This is a genomic window from Bowmanella denitrificans, from assembly GCF_002887595.1.
Lineage (GTDB): Bacteria > Pseudomonadota > Gammaproteobacteria > Enterobacterales > Alteromonadaceae > Bowmanella > Bowmanella denitrificans.
The window spans coordinates 21,675-35,071 of the sequence record NZ_PEBU01000006.1 but is presented as its reverse complement, the minus strand read 5'-3'; the positions used below and the strand labels follow the sequence as shown (position 1 = coordinate 35,071).

At 51.0% G+C, this 13,397-nt stretch carries 13 protein-coding genes, 1 tRNA gene and 1 riboswitch; of the genes, 2 read left to right on the top strand and 12 right to left on the bottom strand.

From position 1 onward, the window contains the following. Window positions 1-34: 34 nt before the first annotated feature. The 6 genes from argS to CSR04_RS12130 form a co-directional block, all read right to left on the bottom strand. The gene (gene argS / locus CSR04_RS12155; protein ID WP_102796580.1) at window positions 35-1,768 is read right to left on the bottom strand and encodes an arginine--tRNA ligase; all 1,734 of its coding nucleotides are present in this window, start codon (window positions 1,766-1,768) and stop codon (window positions 35-37) included. A 28-nt stretch (window positions 1,769-1,796) separates the two neighbouring features. Further along, the gene (gene prfC / locus CSR04_RS12150) at window positions 1,797-3,389 is read right to left on the bottom strand and encodes a peptide chain release factor 3 (RefSeq protein ID WP_102796579.1); all 1,593 of its coding nucleotides are present in this window, start codon (window positions 3,387-3,389) and stop codon (window positions 1,797-1,799) included. Window positions 3,390-3,575: 186 nt separating this feature from the next. Beyond that, entirely contained in the window at window positions 3,576-4,025 is a 450-nt protein-coding gene (rimI, locus tag CSR04_RS12145; protein ID WP_102796578.1) for a ribosomal protein S18-alanine N-acetyltransferase, read from the bottom strand. After that, window positions 4,019-4,519, bottom strand: a complete 501-nt coding sequence (locus tag CSR04_RS12140; protein ID WP_102796577.1) for a hypothetical protein — start codon at window positions 4,517-4,519, stop codon at window positions 4,019-4,021. The genes rimI and CSR04_RS12140 overlap by 7 nt, the downstream gene beginning before the upstream one ends. A 592-nt stretch (window positions 4,520-5,111) precedes the next feature. Next, window positions 5,112-5,188, bottom strand: a tRNA-Trp gene (locus CSR04_RS12135). A 90-nt stretch (window positions 5,189-5,278) separates the two neighbouring features. Beyond that, window positions 5,279-6,034 carry an HD domain-containing protein gene (locus CSR04_RS12130; RefSeq protein WP_102796576.1) on the bottom strand — a complete coding sequence of 252 codons (756 nt, stop codon included), beginning with the start codon at window positions 6,032-6,034 and terminating at the stop codon, window positions 5,279-5,281. A 99-nt stretch (window positions 6,035-6,133) separates the two neighbouring features. On the opposite strand from CSR04_RS12130, the gene CSR04_RS12125 reads away from it, so the two are divergent. Then, window positions 6,134-6,508, top strand: a complete 375-nt coding sequence (locus CSR04_RS12125) for a winged helix-turn-helix transcriptional regulator (protein WP_216362562.1) — start codon at window positions 6,134-6,136, stop codon at window positions 6,506-6,508. Window positions 6,509-6,562: 54 nt separating this feature from the next. On the opposite strand, the gene CSR04_RS12120 is transcribed toward CSR04_RS12125, so the two are convergent. From CSR04_RS12120 to CSR04_RS12100, 5 genes are all read right to left on the bottom strand, one after another. Further along, entirely contained in the window at window positions 6,563-7,330 is a 768-nt protein-coding gene (locus CSR04_RS12120) for a phosphotransferase (RefSeq protein ID WP_172449344.1), read from the bottom strand. Continuing rightward, window positions 7,317-7,928 carry a nicotinamide riboside transporter PnuC gene (pnuC, locus tag CSR04_RS12115; protein ID WP_102796574.1) on the bottom strand — a complete coding sequence of 204 codons (612 nt, stop codon included), beginning with the start codon at window positions 7,926-7,928 and terminating at the stop codon, window positions 7,317-7,319. The genes CSR04_RS12120 and pnuC overlap by 14 nt, the downstream gene beginning before the upstream one ends. Next, a complete protein-coding gene (locus CSR04_RS12110) occupies window positions 7,928-8,185 on the bottom strand; it encodes a hypothetical protein (protein WP_102796573.1) in 258 nt (85 codons plus the stop codon). The genes pnuC and CSR04_RS12110 overlap by 1 nt, the downstream gene beginning before the upstream one ends. Before the next feature lie 63 nt (window positions 8,186-8,248). After that, window positions 8,249-10,330, bottom strand: a complete 2,082-nt coding sequence (locus tag CSR04_RS12105; protein ID WP_102796572.1) for a TonB-dependent receptor — start codon at window positions 10,328-10,330, stop codon at window positions 8,249-8,251. Window positions 10,331-10,395: 65 nt separating this feature from the next. After that, window positions 10,396-10,525: riboswitch (TPP riboswitch) on the bottom strand. An 84-nt stretch (window positions 10,526-10,609) separates the two neighbouring features. Then, a complete protein-coding gene (locus CSR04_RS12100) occupies window positions 10,610-11,197 on the bottom strand; it encodes a DUF502 domain-containing protein (protein WP_102796571.1) in 588 nt (195 codons plus the stop codon). 249 nt (window positions 11,198-11,446) lie between these two features. On the opposite strand from CSR04_RS12100, the gene CSR04_RS12095 reads away from it, so the two are divergent. Then, on the top strand, window positions 11,447-12,445 hold the full coding sequence (locus CSR04_RS12095; protein ID WP_102796570.1) for a S41 family peptidase: 999 nt from the start codon (window positions 11,447-11,449) through the stop codon (window positions 12,443-12,445). Here CSR04_RS12095 and CSR04_RS12090 read toward each other — a convergent pair. Continuing rightward, complete coding sequence (locus tag CSR04_RS12090; protein WP_102796569.1) at window positions 12,442-13,314, bottom strand: MBL fold metallo-hydrolase; 873 nt, start codon at window positions 13,312-13,314, stop codon at window positions 12,442-12,444. The two genes, CSR04_RS12095 and CSR04_RS12090, sit on opposite strands and share 4 nt — an antisense overlap. Window positions 13,315-13,397: the final 83 nt, after the last annotated feature.

Sequence of the window (13,397 nt, the reverse complement as noted above, 5' to 3'; positions counted from 1 at the left end):
GCGTTTTTTATGGGTTCTCGTTCAGAGAGCTGGCTTACATTTTCTCGAGGGTATCAATACCCAGTAAATTCAGGCCGGTGTGCAAGGTTCTGGCGGTTAACCCGGCCAGTTGCAGGCGACTGTTACGCACGTCATCTTCCACCCCATCTTTCAAAATTGGGCAGGCTTCATAGAAACTCATAAACTGACTGGCCAAATCATACAGATAAGCACACAACACGTGTGGAGTAGCATCGCGCTCAACCTGCACTATGGCTTCAACAAATTGGCTAAGCTGCAATGCCAATGCGCGTTCCTGAGATTCCAACAACTGAATCTTTGCCGTCAGACTTGCGGCATCCACGCCGGCTTTGCGGAAGATACTCTGCACTCGGGTGTAGGCATATTGTAAATAAGGTGCGGTATTGCCTTCAAAGGCCAGCATACTGTCCCAACTGAACATATAGTCTGTAGTGCGGTTCTTGCTGAGGTCAGCGTATTTAACCGCACCAATCCCGACCTTTTGTGCCACCTGGCTCATCTCATCGGCACTCAGTTCACTGTCCCTGGCTGCAATCAGTGCTGATGCGCGCTCCACCGCTTCGTCCAAGAGCTCAGCCAGTTTGACTGTGCCGCCGGTGCGGGTTTTAAAGGGTTTACCGTCACTGCCCAGCATCATGCCGAAAGGACAATGTTCATAGCTGGTTTGTTCACGGATAAAACCGGCTTTGCGGCCAACAATTTCGGTTTGTTTAAAGTGCAGCGCCTGACGGGCGTCGGTCAGGATCAGGATACGATCAGCCCCCAGTTCAAAAGAGCGGTATTGCATGGCGGCCAAATCGGTGGTGGAGTACAAGTAGCCACCACCGGATTTTTGCACGATATACACCGCCGGGTTGCCTTCCTTGTCCGCCAGTTCCTGGATAAATACCACTTGTGCACCCTGATCTTCCACGGCCAGGCCCTGCTCTTTTAAGGCACTGACAATGCCTGGCAAGCGCGCGTTGTAGGCACTTTCACCCATAATATCTTCGCGCTTGAGGGTCACGTTCAGCTTCTGGTAAACCTCTTCAGAATGGGCGATGGAGATATCCACAAACTGCTGCCACAGTTTCAGACATTGGCTGTCGCCGCCTTGTAGTTTAACCACATAGTCTCTGGCACGGTCAGCAAAGCCCTGTTCCTCATCGAAACGCACTTTAGCGGCACGATAGAAGTCTTCCAGATCCGACAAGGCCGTCTCGGCAACCTGCTCCTGAAGCTGATCACTAAAGTGCGCCAGCAACATACCAAACTGTGTTCCCCAGTCGCCCATATGGTTCTGACGGATCACCTTATGGCCCATAAATTCCAGGATACGCACCACGGCATCGCCAATGATGGTGGTTCTTAAGTGGCCAACATGCATCTCTTTAGCCAAATTGGGCGAGGAGTAATCCACCACCACAGTTTTGGCGGCTTCCTTTTCAATGCCCAAACGCGGGTCCTGGGCGGCGCTATCCAGTTGGGCCGCCAGCCATCGGCTACAAAGGTGAATATTAATAAAGCCCGGACCGGCCACTTCCAGTTTGCTGGCAATGCCATCCAGCTCCACCGCCTCAATAATCTTCTCGGCGATATCCCGTGGCTTTTGGCCCAATACTTTTGCAAGCGCCATGGCTCCATTAAACTGGTAGTCACCAAACTCAGGACGGGTGCTGCGCGTCAATGGTGCCTGAGCACCTTCTGGTGCACCCACTTTCGCCAACGCTTGCTTGAATTTATCCAGTATTAGTTCGTATATGTTCATCGTCTTTATCATCCTGTATAGCAGCGGCTTAAGAATGTTCGCGGGTTTTATGGAACTTGATATCCGGATGACGCTCTTGCGCCAGCGACAGATTCACCATAGTGGGTGCGATGTAGGTCAGGTTGTCGCCGCCATCCAGGGCCAGATTCACCTCGGCCTTACGACGAAACTCATCCAGCTTTTTAGCATCGTCACAATATACCCATCGCGCGGTTGACACGTTAACCGGCTCATAAATCGCATCGACGTTGTATTCAGCCTTCAGCCTGGCCACCACCACATCAAACTGCAATACCCCAACCGCACCGACAATCAGATCGTTATTAATAAGCGGCCTGAATACCTGTACCGCACCTTCTTCAGACAGCTGGATCAGGCCCTTTTGCAATTGCTTCTGCTTAAGCGGATCTCTTAAACGAATACGTTTAAACAACTCAGGGGCAAAGTTAGGAATACCGCTGAATCTAAGTTTTTCGCCCTCTGTGAAAGTATCACCTATTTGAATCGAGCCATGGTTGTGCAAACCAATAATATCGCCGGCGAAGGCCTCTTCCACCGCTTCCCGGTCACCGGCCATAAAGGTCAGGGCATCGGATATACGTACATCTTTACCGATACGGGTTTGGTGCAGTTTCATGCCCTTTTCGTAGCGACCAGATACGATACGGCAAAAGGCAATACGGTCGCGGTGTTTAGGATCCATATTGGCCTGGATCTTAAACACAAAGCCACTGAACTTTTCTTCTTCAACACTGACTTCGCGCACATCAGTCTGACGGCCCTGCGGGCGTGGTGCCCACTTCACCAGGCCATCCAGCATATGATCGACGCCAAAGTTACCCAAGGCAGTGCCAAAAAATACCGGAGTCAGTTCACCGGCCAGAAAAGCGGCCTGATCAAACTCGTGAGAGGCCCCCATCACCAGTTCCAGTTCATCACGCAACTGCCCGGCCAGTGAACTGCCAACGGCAGCATCCAGCTCGGGGTTATCCAGCCCTTTTACAATGCGCACGGCCTGGATGGTATGGCCCTGACCAGACTGGTACAGAATACTTTCATCACGGTGAATATGGTAAACCCCTTTGAATTCCTTGCCACAACCGATAGGCCAGGTTACCGGCGCACAGGCGATTTTCAGTTCGGTTTCCACCTCATCCAGCAATTCCATGGGGTCGCGGATATCGCGATCCAGCTTGTTCATAAAGGTCAGAATGGGTGTATCGCGCAGACGGGTCACTTCCATCAATTTGCGGGTACGATCTTCCACCCCCTTTGCCGCATCGATCACCATTAAACAGGCATCTACTGCGGTCAGGGTGCGATAAGTATCCTCGGAGAAGTCTTCGTGTCCAGGGGTATCCAGCAGGTTAACCAGGCAATCAGCATAAGGGAACTGCATCACCGAGGTGGTGACCGAGATGCCCCGCTCTTTTTCCATCTCCATCCAGTCAGATTTGGCATGCTGGTTAGAACCACGCCCTTTCACAGTACCGGCTTTTTGAATGGCATTTCCGAACAAGAGGACCTTTTCGGTGATGGTGGTTTTACCGGCATCCGGGTGCGAGATAATCGCAAAGGTGCGTCGTTTGTTCAGTTGTTCTAGATAAGCTTTGCTGGCCACGGGACTCTCTGCTGCTGTTTGGCTGATATCAGACCGCTTCCTGGCTCCGGCACTCTGTATCGCCGGGTAGAAACAGTTTAAAAACAAGGCGCGGATTGTAGCCTAAAGTGCTTGTAAAGTCGCCCACGAGAGAGAGGAAATTGCGGTTGGCCGCATCAGCAACAGAAAGACCAGGAATTGGTCCAATCAGGCGTTTTCCCAGCTTAGCTTCATAATCAGCGCATCTTCGCGCCCTTCCTCGCAGGGATAGTAGTTTTTACGCCGCTCAATCAGTACAAAGCCATACTGTTTATACAAACCAATTGCCGCCTGATTAGATACCCGCACCTCAAGCCATACCTCATCAATGCCTTTATCGCGGCATTGGCTGAAAAAATGTTCCAGCAAGGGCTTAGCCAGCCCCTTCCCCCGGTGTGAACTGGCAATGCCGATATCCATCAGTGTGGCTTCCTGCAAAACCTGCAACCCCACATAGAACCCGGCCAGCTCACCATTCTCTTCCATTTGCCAGGCAAAATACTGACCATCCAGACAACTGGCGAAGGTGGCCTCTGACCAGGGATGGCTATGGCAGGCCACCTGCAAAGCAAAAGCCGGTTGGTAGTTTTCGCTGTTTAAGGCAAGGAAACTCAGCATGCTTGCAGAAGCTGCCATAAGCGGCGTTTAAGACGGCTATCGGTTGCCAGGGCGGCTGGCGCAGGACAATACAGTATCCCATCCACCAGCTTAAACTCATCTGCTTGTTGCCAACGAAGAGACCCTAGCCCTTCGGGCCAATTTAGCGCCAGCAGCACATCGCTGAACATTGGCTCACTATCAGCTATCCACAAAGGCTCAGCCATGGGCTTAGTATCAGGCACAGATAGCGCTGTAGGCGCACTTACCTGAACAGGCTCAGGTTGACTGTGTATGGCGGTGGTACTGCCTTGCATGGCCTGTTTCAGTCTGGCAATGGCAGACTCGGCGCTGGCTCTTGGCGCAGATTGTCCGGATGGGGACAGCTGTGCAGCATCCGCCCCACTGTGTGTCGGCGTGCCAATCTCAGCAGCATCAGGCTTAGTGCGTAGCTGCCACTGAACGATACCCAGTTCAGTCAGTACGGCTTGTTGATATGGTGTCAGTGTCGTCATAGGAGGGCTAGCTTACCATCAGAGTCAAACCAGCGTCGATAATTGTTACGGGTAATAAGACGGCAAATCCAGCGTATCATCGTCTGTAAACGCTACTTGTTAGAAAGCAAAAAGCCCGTCACTTGGACAGGCTTTTTTTGAATACTGGCAGGGGCGGAGGGATTTCCTCAGGTGCCTCCTTGCACCTGACCGCAAGCGGCACTAAAGCGGTACATCAATACCAACTCCAATAGTTATTTGTTCTTTCAGCGAGAGCCAAAATGCTCGATAACAAGGCTCTTGCGTGTAGGTTTAGTGGGGCTAAATCGAACGCAAAAAACGTCGTTAGCGTGCATTTTGGACTCGTCCAAAGGAAGCGCCCTTAAAGGCTTATATCTGCGTTGCAGTGCCTTGACGTAGGACCAACTATGCCTGCGAAACTGCGCCTTGCTCTAAGCCTTTAAGGGCTGCTCTGAATGAACAAATAACTATTGGAGCTGGTATAGCTCCCGGCAAAGATGTCTAACCCCAATGGGGGTTCTCACCCCGCCGCCGCATTTCTTCGATGCAAAAAAGCAAAAAGCCCGTCACTTGGACAGGCTTCTTTGAATACTGGCAGGGGCGGAGGGACTCGAACCCCCAACCATCGGTTTTGGAGACCGCTGTTCTACCAATTGGAACTACGCCCCTGCAATGGAGGCCGCATTATACCCATGCCAAGTTAAAGGTAAAGCATTTATCTGCATCTCATTTTCCAAATGCGCAAATGTTGTCCAGAGGTTACGTGTCCAGGGGATTGGCGGCAGCCAGCCCGGCAAAGCCACAACGCCCTAAAAATCCAGCATGGGAATGTGGCGCATGGGGTATAGTCTGCATAGTATCGAGAATATCAGCCCGAAAGCCATCTCTTGCATAAAACCTGTGCGCCCAGGCCAGCAGCGCCGGCGCAAACAAATGTCGGTTGGCACCAATCACATCCAAGATAGCGCCTCTTTGCAATACAGCTGCTTCTGCAAATTGCGGCTTCGGTCTGATATACAGATTTAAATGCAAACTCACCGCTTCATAGGCTCGGCGTTGCTTATGCTGCGAATAACCAGCCTGTTGAACACGCTGTTGCACATGGCGAGCACCAATGATTTGAAATCCTGTATGGCTGCATTGTTCTGAATAAGGCGAGCACAATCCCACATCGTGCAACAGGCTGCTGACAGCCAGCAATTCACTGTCCACTTTAAGCTGATAATAGCGGGCAAACAGCTGGGCAAAAAAATAGGTGCGATAACAATGGGCCAGCATCGGCGCACTGTATAGGGCAACAGCCTCTTCCTCAGTTTGCTTGACCAGTTGCGAATCCGGCAGGTTAAGCCAGTTTTCGCCAGCATCTTGCAACACAGATCTCAGCCGCAAGCTAACCGCCATTCTGGAACTTTGTTCCATGCATTTAGCCTTTGCCAACAAGCCAAGCAGTCTGAGCTTGTCCCATTTTGACAGCCTGCCGCAGGTTTGCTCACTCCATTGGTAATCGCCCAGCATATATCCTCTTAAGTAACTTGCATTTTGAAAGTTAAAAGAGAATAGCAACACTAACTTTTATTTTGCAAGTGACGATTTTATAATAAGGAAAACCAATAAATGCGCCTAACCATGCATAAACCTTGTCCGCTTTTTCAGGCTCTCAATCTTGTTGGTGACAAATGGTCACTACTGCTGCTTCGTGATTTACTAGGGGGTGCCAGGCGATATTCAGAGTTTTGCCAACAGGAGAATATTCCCAGCAATATTCTTGCTGCACGTTTAAAACGGTTATTAAATGAAGGGATTATCGACAAGCAGCCGTATCAGCAGCAGCCGGTACGCTATCAATACCGACTCACCCGCAAAGGCGCCGATCTGTTACCTGCGATGCAAAGTCTGGCAACATGGGCAATGCAATACACCGACAGCAGTACGCCGCCGGATAGCTTTTTTCAGTTACAACCTATGTCGCTGGAAACCGGCGACGGATGATAAGCACCAGGGGCTGAATTTGAACAAAATCTATACTGAAAAGATAAACAGCCCCTAGCGATGAGCCAGGTGCCAAAGCCGGTTAGTTAACTCGGCAAAGGGCCGCATCTGCTGCGCCTCTTGCCAGAGCGCAGTTGCACAGGTACTGCTGATTTTGGCATAGCTGTCACTCAGCCACCTGCCCTGCTGTGCATCCAGCCCCTCGGCCAAAATACTGGACGCTATATCATAGGCAGGGGTAGACATGGCGGCATACTCCCAGTCCAGACAAACCCGCTGTGGCATCAGGCAGACGTGGGCCAGGCACAAGTCATGGTGACAAAACACCGGCTTAGGTAAAGCCAGCCACCGGGGACTCAGTTCTTCAACCTGTGTCAGCAGGGTGCGATCCTGAATTGCGCCGCGTTGAATATAATGTTGCCAGTCGTCCACCAGCGGCAAATCAGCGCAATCTATGGGTAGCTGATGAATAGCAAACAGGCGCTCGGCCAACCTTTGTATTTTTTGCGGTTTGTTTAGCCTGGCGGACGCCAGGTCCTGTATTTCCAGCCAGGCTTCCAGCATAAAATCGTGCCGCTCAGATAAATACAAGGGCTCTGGCGCCATGCCATGTGCGGCAATACATTGCTGAAGGTCAAACTGGCGACGCCGATCCTGACGATCACCGCCGCTTTGACTAAACAACTTCAGAAAAAAACGTTTTTGACCTGAGGTCAGACAGAAATTCCGGTTAACCGTGCCGTCAAATAATTCTGTCAGGTGGTAATCAGCCTGTATCCAGCCCTGCTGTTGTAACTCAATGACCTGCTCAGCCGACAGCATGTGGGTCCTGCAGATAACTACTGCGCCATTTAATGTAGCCATACAGGGCAAAGCCAAGGTACCCGACAAACAGCAGCGCTGTCAGATACAAACCGGTTTGCCAATAAAGCCAGGCAGCAAAACTATTAATAACCAGCCAGTACAGCCAGTTTTCCAGCACTTTTTGCGTGACCAGATAGGTGGTGAACAAACTGAATACCGTCACCAGCGCATCCACATACAAATGTTCGCTATTAAAGTAGCTTTTCAGACTCCAGCCAATGGCCAGCGACAAAGGCAACAGCAGTAGCACCGCCGCTAGGTGATACCAGCCACTGCGTTTTTGTACCTGGCAGGGCTCGGTATCCGCCATGGCCCGCCAATGCCACCAGCCATACACGGCCATAACCAGATAATACAGGTTAAGCAGGGTCTGTAGTGGCAGGGTATGCTCCCAGAACAACCAGCTGTATATGGCTGTACTTACCAAAGCGCAGGGCCAGCACCAGATACTTTGTCTGGCGGCCAGCCATACGTAACCGAGCGCCAGCACCACCGCCAGTAACTCCCAGTTTGACTGAGCAGCCCATTGCTGAGCGACAACAGATAACCAGTTCATTACCGACCGCTACCCATGGCATCACCATTTAAGAATTTGCAAACAAAAATAGCCTGGCCAATCTCCTGATGACTGCGCTGCATTTCTTTGGCCAGAATCTCCATAGTGGGTAGATAGTCACCACTGATGCGGGTGCTGGTTGCGCTGGTTTCAACATCCAGTTGCGGGTACTGACTAATACGGTCAATAAAGGTTTGAATAGGCGCAATGTATTTATCGGCCAAGGGATAAAGGGAAATTTCTGCAACCAGTTTCATATAAATATTCCTGACAAACCTGCCGCCCTGGCAAATACCCGGCGTCCCTGCCGGGACAATAAATTAAAACAGATAATCAACACTGATACCCAGCAGGCGACCATCCCCTAACTGGGTATATAACCTGGATTTATCCTGGTCGTAGCCGTCTTCGGGTTCATTGTTGAAATAGAAGCCACGCACATGGTATTCGCGGTCGAACAGGTTTTGTCCCCACAGCGACACCGTCCAGTCATTGTGCTGCCAGCTCAGGCGGGTGTGAACCAACACCTCTGCATCGGCTTGCTCATTGTGGCCGTCAGAGAAGTAAAAACCGTCTTTACCATCGGTTTCCAGATGCCAATGCCAGTTTTCAGCCAGTCGCCAGTCCATGCCCAGATTAAAGGTATAACGAGGAGACTGCGCCTGATCGCGCTTATTCACATACTCGCCTTTGGCATTGGTGTAATCTTCAAAGCTGGCGCGCAGCCAGCCCAAGTTGGCATATAGTCCCAGGTTGTCGTTAACCTGCCAGCGACTTTCCACTTCCAGTCCATAGTTAGTGCCTATATCGGCATTGGCTATAATGTCGATAAATTCCGCTGCCTGGCCGCTGGAAGGTATCAGTTGATAGTCACTGATTTGCGTGTCCTTGCGCTGCATGTAAAAGCCGGCAACGCGCAGGGTCAGATCACCCTCGACATTGCTGCCTTTCACACCCAGTTCATAGTTCCAGTTATATTCCGGTGCATAGTTGCGTTTGTCGGCGCTCACCTGTTCATCCAGGTTAAATCCGCCGGCCTTATACCCACGGCTGACGCCGGCATAAACCAGGGTTTGCTCAGTCAACTGATGATCAAGTATCAGTTTTCCGCCCAGCATGTCGTCACTGACACTGGCCACAAAGCCATCTGAATCAACATACTCAATATCAAACTTGTCGAATCTGAGCCCTACCGTCAGGCGGGTTTTGTCGTTTAATTGGCTGATAGTTTGCGCATAAATGGCCTGGTTTTGCGGCTCATAATCACTGCGAAACACCCCATCCAGATAGTCATACTCGCGGGTCAGCACTTCATCCACGTTTTTGCTGTAAACGCCCAGCACCCAATCAGTGGTGCCGTTAAACCACTTTGCAGAGGCAGAAGATGACAAGCGCAGTTCCAGGCTGTGCGTGTCGCGCTCACGAGCATAGGCGTCAAAAGCGGTGTAACCGCCGGGGTAACCGTCATACAACCAGTCGTCATCGTAACCATATTCCATTTCGGAATCCGACCAGGTACCAATAGCCTTCAGAGTCGCCCAGTCCAGGCGCCAGTCAGCCTGTAAACTCAAAGCATGGGTTTGTTGCTTGTCGTAGCCTGGCTGGTCAGAGCGGGTTTTCCCATCATTGGTCTGGGTAAAAGCGTCGTAGCCGTTGTTAATATCAAAGTACTGATAGTTTAGCGCCAAGGTCAGATCGTCATTGGCCAGGTATTTGAGTTTAAGGCGACTGGTCAATTCATCACGCTGCCCAGTGTCATCTCTGTGTAAATGCAGGTTTTCGATAAAACCGTCACTTTTATATTGCTGGGCAGACACCCGGTAAAGCAGCTTGTCAGTCAGCTCACCGCCCTGGGCCACGCCCGCTGACCAACTGTTATTTTCAGCCAGACTCAAACTGACACGACCAGGGCTGTCACTGCCCGCCTCCATGGTCTGAATTTTTATCACCCCGGCCAGGGCGGCGGCGCCGAACTCGGTGGCCTGCGGACCTTTCAGCACTTCCACTTGCTGCACGTCAAACAAGGTACCGATAGCGGCGATCCCAGAGAAATCCATCTCATCAATGACAAAACCAACCGAAGGGTTAATGGGCTCGGCAAACTGACTGCGCTCGCCAATCCCGCGGATCTGCACAAAACGCCCGCGCGAGGCACCACTACTGAAATTAACATTGGGTGCCACATTTAAAATCTGCTCTAAATGCTGTGCCTGGCGGGCAGTGATTTCCTGCTGCCCCACCACTGACACACTGGCAGGCAGGGTTTGCAGATTACGAACCGAGAAATCTGATGTGACCAGAATATGTTCAACGGCCTGTACAGCAGTATCTGCTTCTTCGGCCATTAATGGCTGACAGGCGATGGCAATCGCCACAGAAAGTAGGGAATAACGTATTTTCATTGGATCTTCTCATCACAGCTGGAAAAGATCCGGGCTAACGGCAGGTCAATGGGACAAATTCAGAAGGAAAACCTTGCAACCATTCCTACGCCGGTATTATCCGGATCAGGTGTAAGGGTTTGCTTAGCCGCAGTATCTGCGGTCGCATCTCAGCCTTTTGCTCCGACAACGGAGGTGGCACCCCTTGGCCTTTGGCTTTATAACAAGCCGATGTGAATTGTAACAGGCCTGCCACAGCTTTGCCTAGGCATGTTTCAGCCGCCAGCTATATGGCTTTGATTATGGCTTCTTCACTTTGGCCTGGCTGATGTGCGCCGTCAGCACTTGCTGCATGGCTTTTTGCACTGGCATATCCAATGGTTCACAGCGGCTGCGCGGCAAATATAGTAAATGTCCGCCCACCTGATAGCTCAGAGGCACATACACGGCAATAACATCCTGGTCGGCGGCGAAATCGATCTGTTCATTGGTAACAAAACCAATCATGCGAATATCGTCGTGCAGGGTAACTAACACCACCTTTTGTAGTTCGTCCTGGCTGGAGCCGGAAAACAGCTTAAGAATGTCCTTAGCGCTGCCATATAGGGTTTTCACCAGAGGAATACGCTCAAGCAAGGACTCAAACCAATGAAATAAATGTTTGACCAGATAAAGCTGAACCAGAATGCCCAGCACAAAGATAATCGCCAGGCCCGAAACCACGCCCATTCCGGGTACATACCAGCCTTGTGGCAACAAATAGCTAAGCGGTACACTGAGCAACGACTCTGACCAATTGAAAAACCAGTACAAAGCGCCAAAGGTAATAGCCAGTGGCAGACTGAACAACATACCCCGGGCAAAAATCTGCGAAACCGACGACCTCATGAAAAGCCTTAAAACATTGTCAAGGCAGGCAATGTAGCATTGGTCTGTGACAAATCAACAGGTCATGCAGATAATTCAGTGAACCGGTGGTCCATTCAGCCATAAAACACTTGGCTATTTAGCCCGCAAACTAGTCGTTCTCACCATCCCCCAGCCATGCCAACAGAGCATTTCTATATAAATCAAATATTTAAAATAGGCTTATAAATTGCTAGGACATGTATCGATTAAAACCAACCAGGAAAAACCATGCGGTCATCGCCCTCCCCCCTGTTATGTGCCAGCCTGCTGCTAAGCTTTTGCTGCAGCGCCACCTTACAGGCTGAAGTCAGCAGAGCAGATAACATAGACAGCCTGTTGCAACAACACCACTACAATCCTGCAGAGTTGGCGCAACCTGCCTACCAGGCTATCCGACAAGAAACAGCAACACTGGATGCACAGATACCCGATCCCATTGAATTTTCCAGAGCCTTTAATCAGCTCTGGCAACAGGGGCCGTTTTCCCATGTACGCCTGGCCAAGCGCCAGCAAAGTGCAGAGGAGTTAGCCGCCTTTCTGGACGAAATGAATGTCGGTGGACAAGGAGCGATTCTGACCTGGCAGGATAATATTGCCATACTGACCGTCAATACCATGATGGGCCAGGATACCATCCGGCAAATCGACGAAGCCTATGAAAAACTCAGCGATGCCCAGGCCTTAGTGATTGACCTGCGCCACAATGAAGGCGGTGCCTTTGCCGTACGCCCGTTGGTCGCACATTTGCTTGAGCAGCCACTTGCCGCCGGAGCCTTTGCCAGTCGCCAATGGTTTTTACAGCAGCAACGCGCCCCTGAATCGCAGGACTGGCTGACATTACCCGCCTGGCAAGGTTGGTCGATTCGCTCTTTCTGGCAGGACGTACAAAAGCAGTCGCTGACCAAGGTGGAATTTCAGCCTGCCAGCCCACGCTTTGACAGGCAGGTTTATGTGTTAACCAGTCGTCAAACTGCCAGTGCCGCTGAACTGGCCGCAGCCGCCATGGCGATGTTACCCAATGTCACACTGGTAGGTGAAACCACGGCTGGAAAAATGCTGTCGCAAACCCTGTTCGACTTAGACCAGCACGCACAACTCTTCCTGCCAATAGCCGACTATTTCAGTCTTAATCTTGGTCGAATAGAAGGGCAAGGTGTCACACCGGATATCCACACCAGCGCAGAGAATGCCATGGCAGATGCACTGCAACTGGCCACTAGGCATTAAGGCTTTTGTCCCAGCATATTCACCGGCACCTTCAGATAAATCTGGCCATTGTCTTCAGGCTCTGGCCATTTGCCTGCACGAATATTGACCTGAATACTCGGCACAATCAGGCGTGGTACAGCCAGGGTCACATCCCTGGTCTGGCGTGTTTGCACAAATACCGCTTCACTGGTCTTGGCGCTGATATGGATATTGTGGGCTTTATGTTCGGCCACGGTGGCCATATAGGCCAGCGCCCGCCCTTGTGGCTGATAGTCATGTCCCACATAAATGCGAATGTCATCCCCCAAAGCATAAAGCTTTTGTACCGATTGATAGAGCAGAGCGGCACTGCCGCCGGGGAAATCGCAGCGAGCCGTACCGGCATCCGGCATAAACAAGCTGTCTCCCACAAAGGCATTGCCATCTATGACATAACTTAAACTGTCATTGGTATGCCCGGGCGTCGCTAACACTGTTCCTTGCATGTCACCCAAACTAAATTTGTCGCCTTCATAAAACAGATGGTCAAAGTCACTGCCATCGAGGGGCAAACTGTCATGCAGATTAAAGATGCTTTGGAAGGTTCGCTGAACTTTGGTAATCCCCTGACCAATGGCAATCAGCCCGCCGAGCTTGGTTTTAAGATACTGTGCGGCGGTTAAATGGTCAGCATGCGCATGGGTTTCCAAGATCCACTTCACCTGCAGGTTCTGATGCGCAACATGCTCGATCAGTCTGTCGGCAAAGGCGGTGTGACTGCGACCGGCGGCATAGTCAAAGTCCAGAACAGGGTCAATGATAGCCGCCTCGCCGCTATCAGGATCACTGAGAATATAACTCAGGGTTGAACTGTCCTGATGAAAAAAAGTGTCAACACGCAGTGCCATAAATACCCCTCCTGATGAAAATTCCGTCTTGAACTTTAGCAAAACACGAAATAATATACAATAAAAGGTTATAAACTTATTCC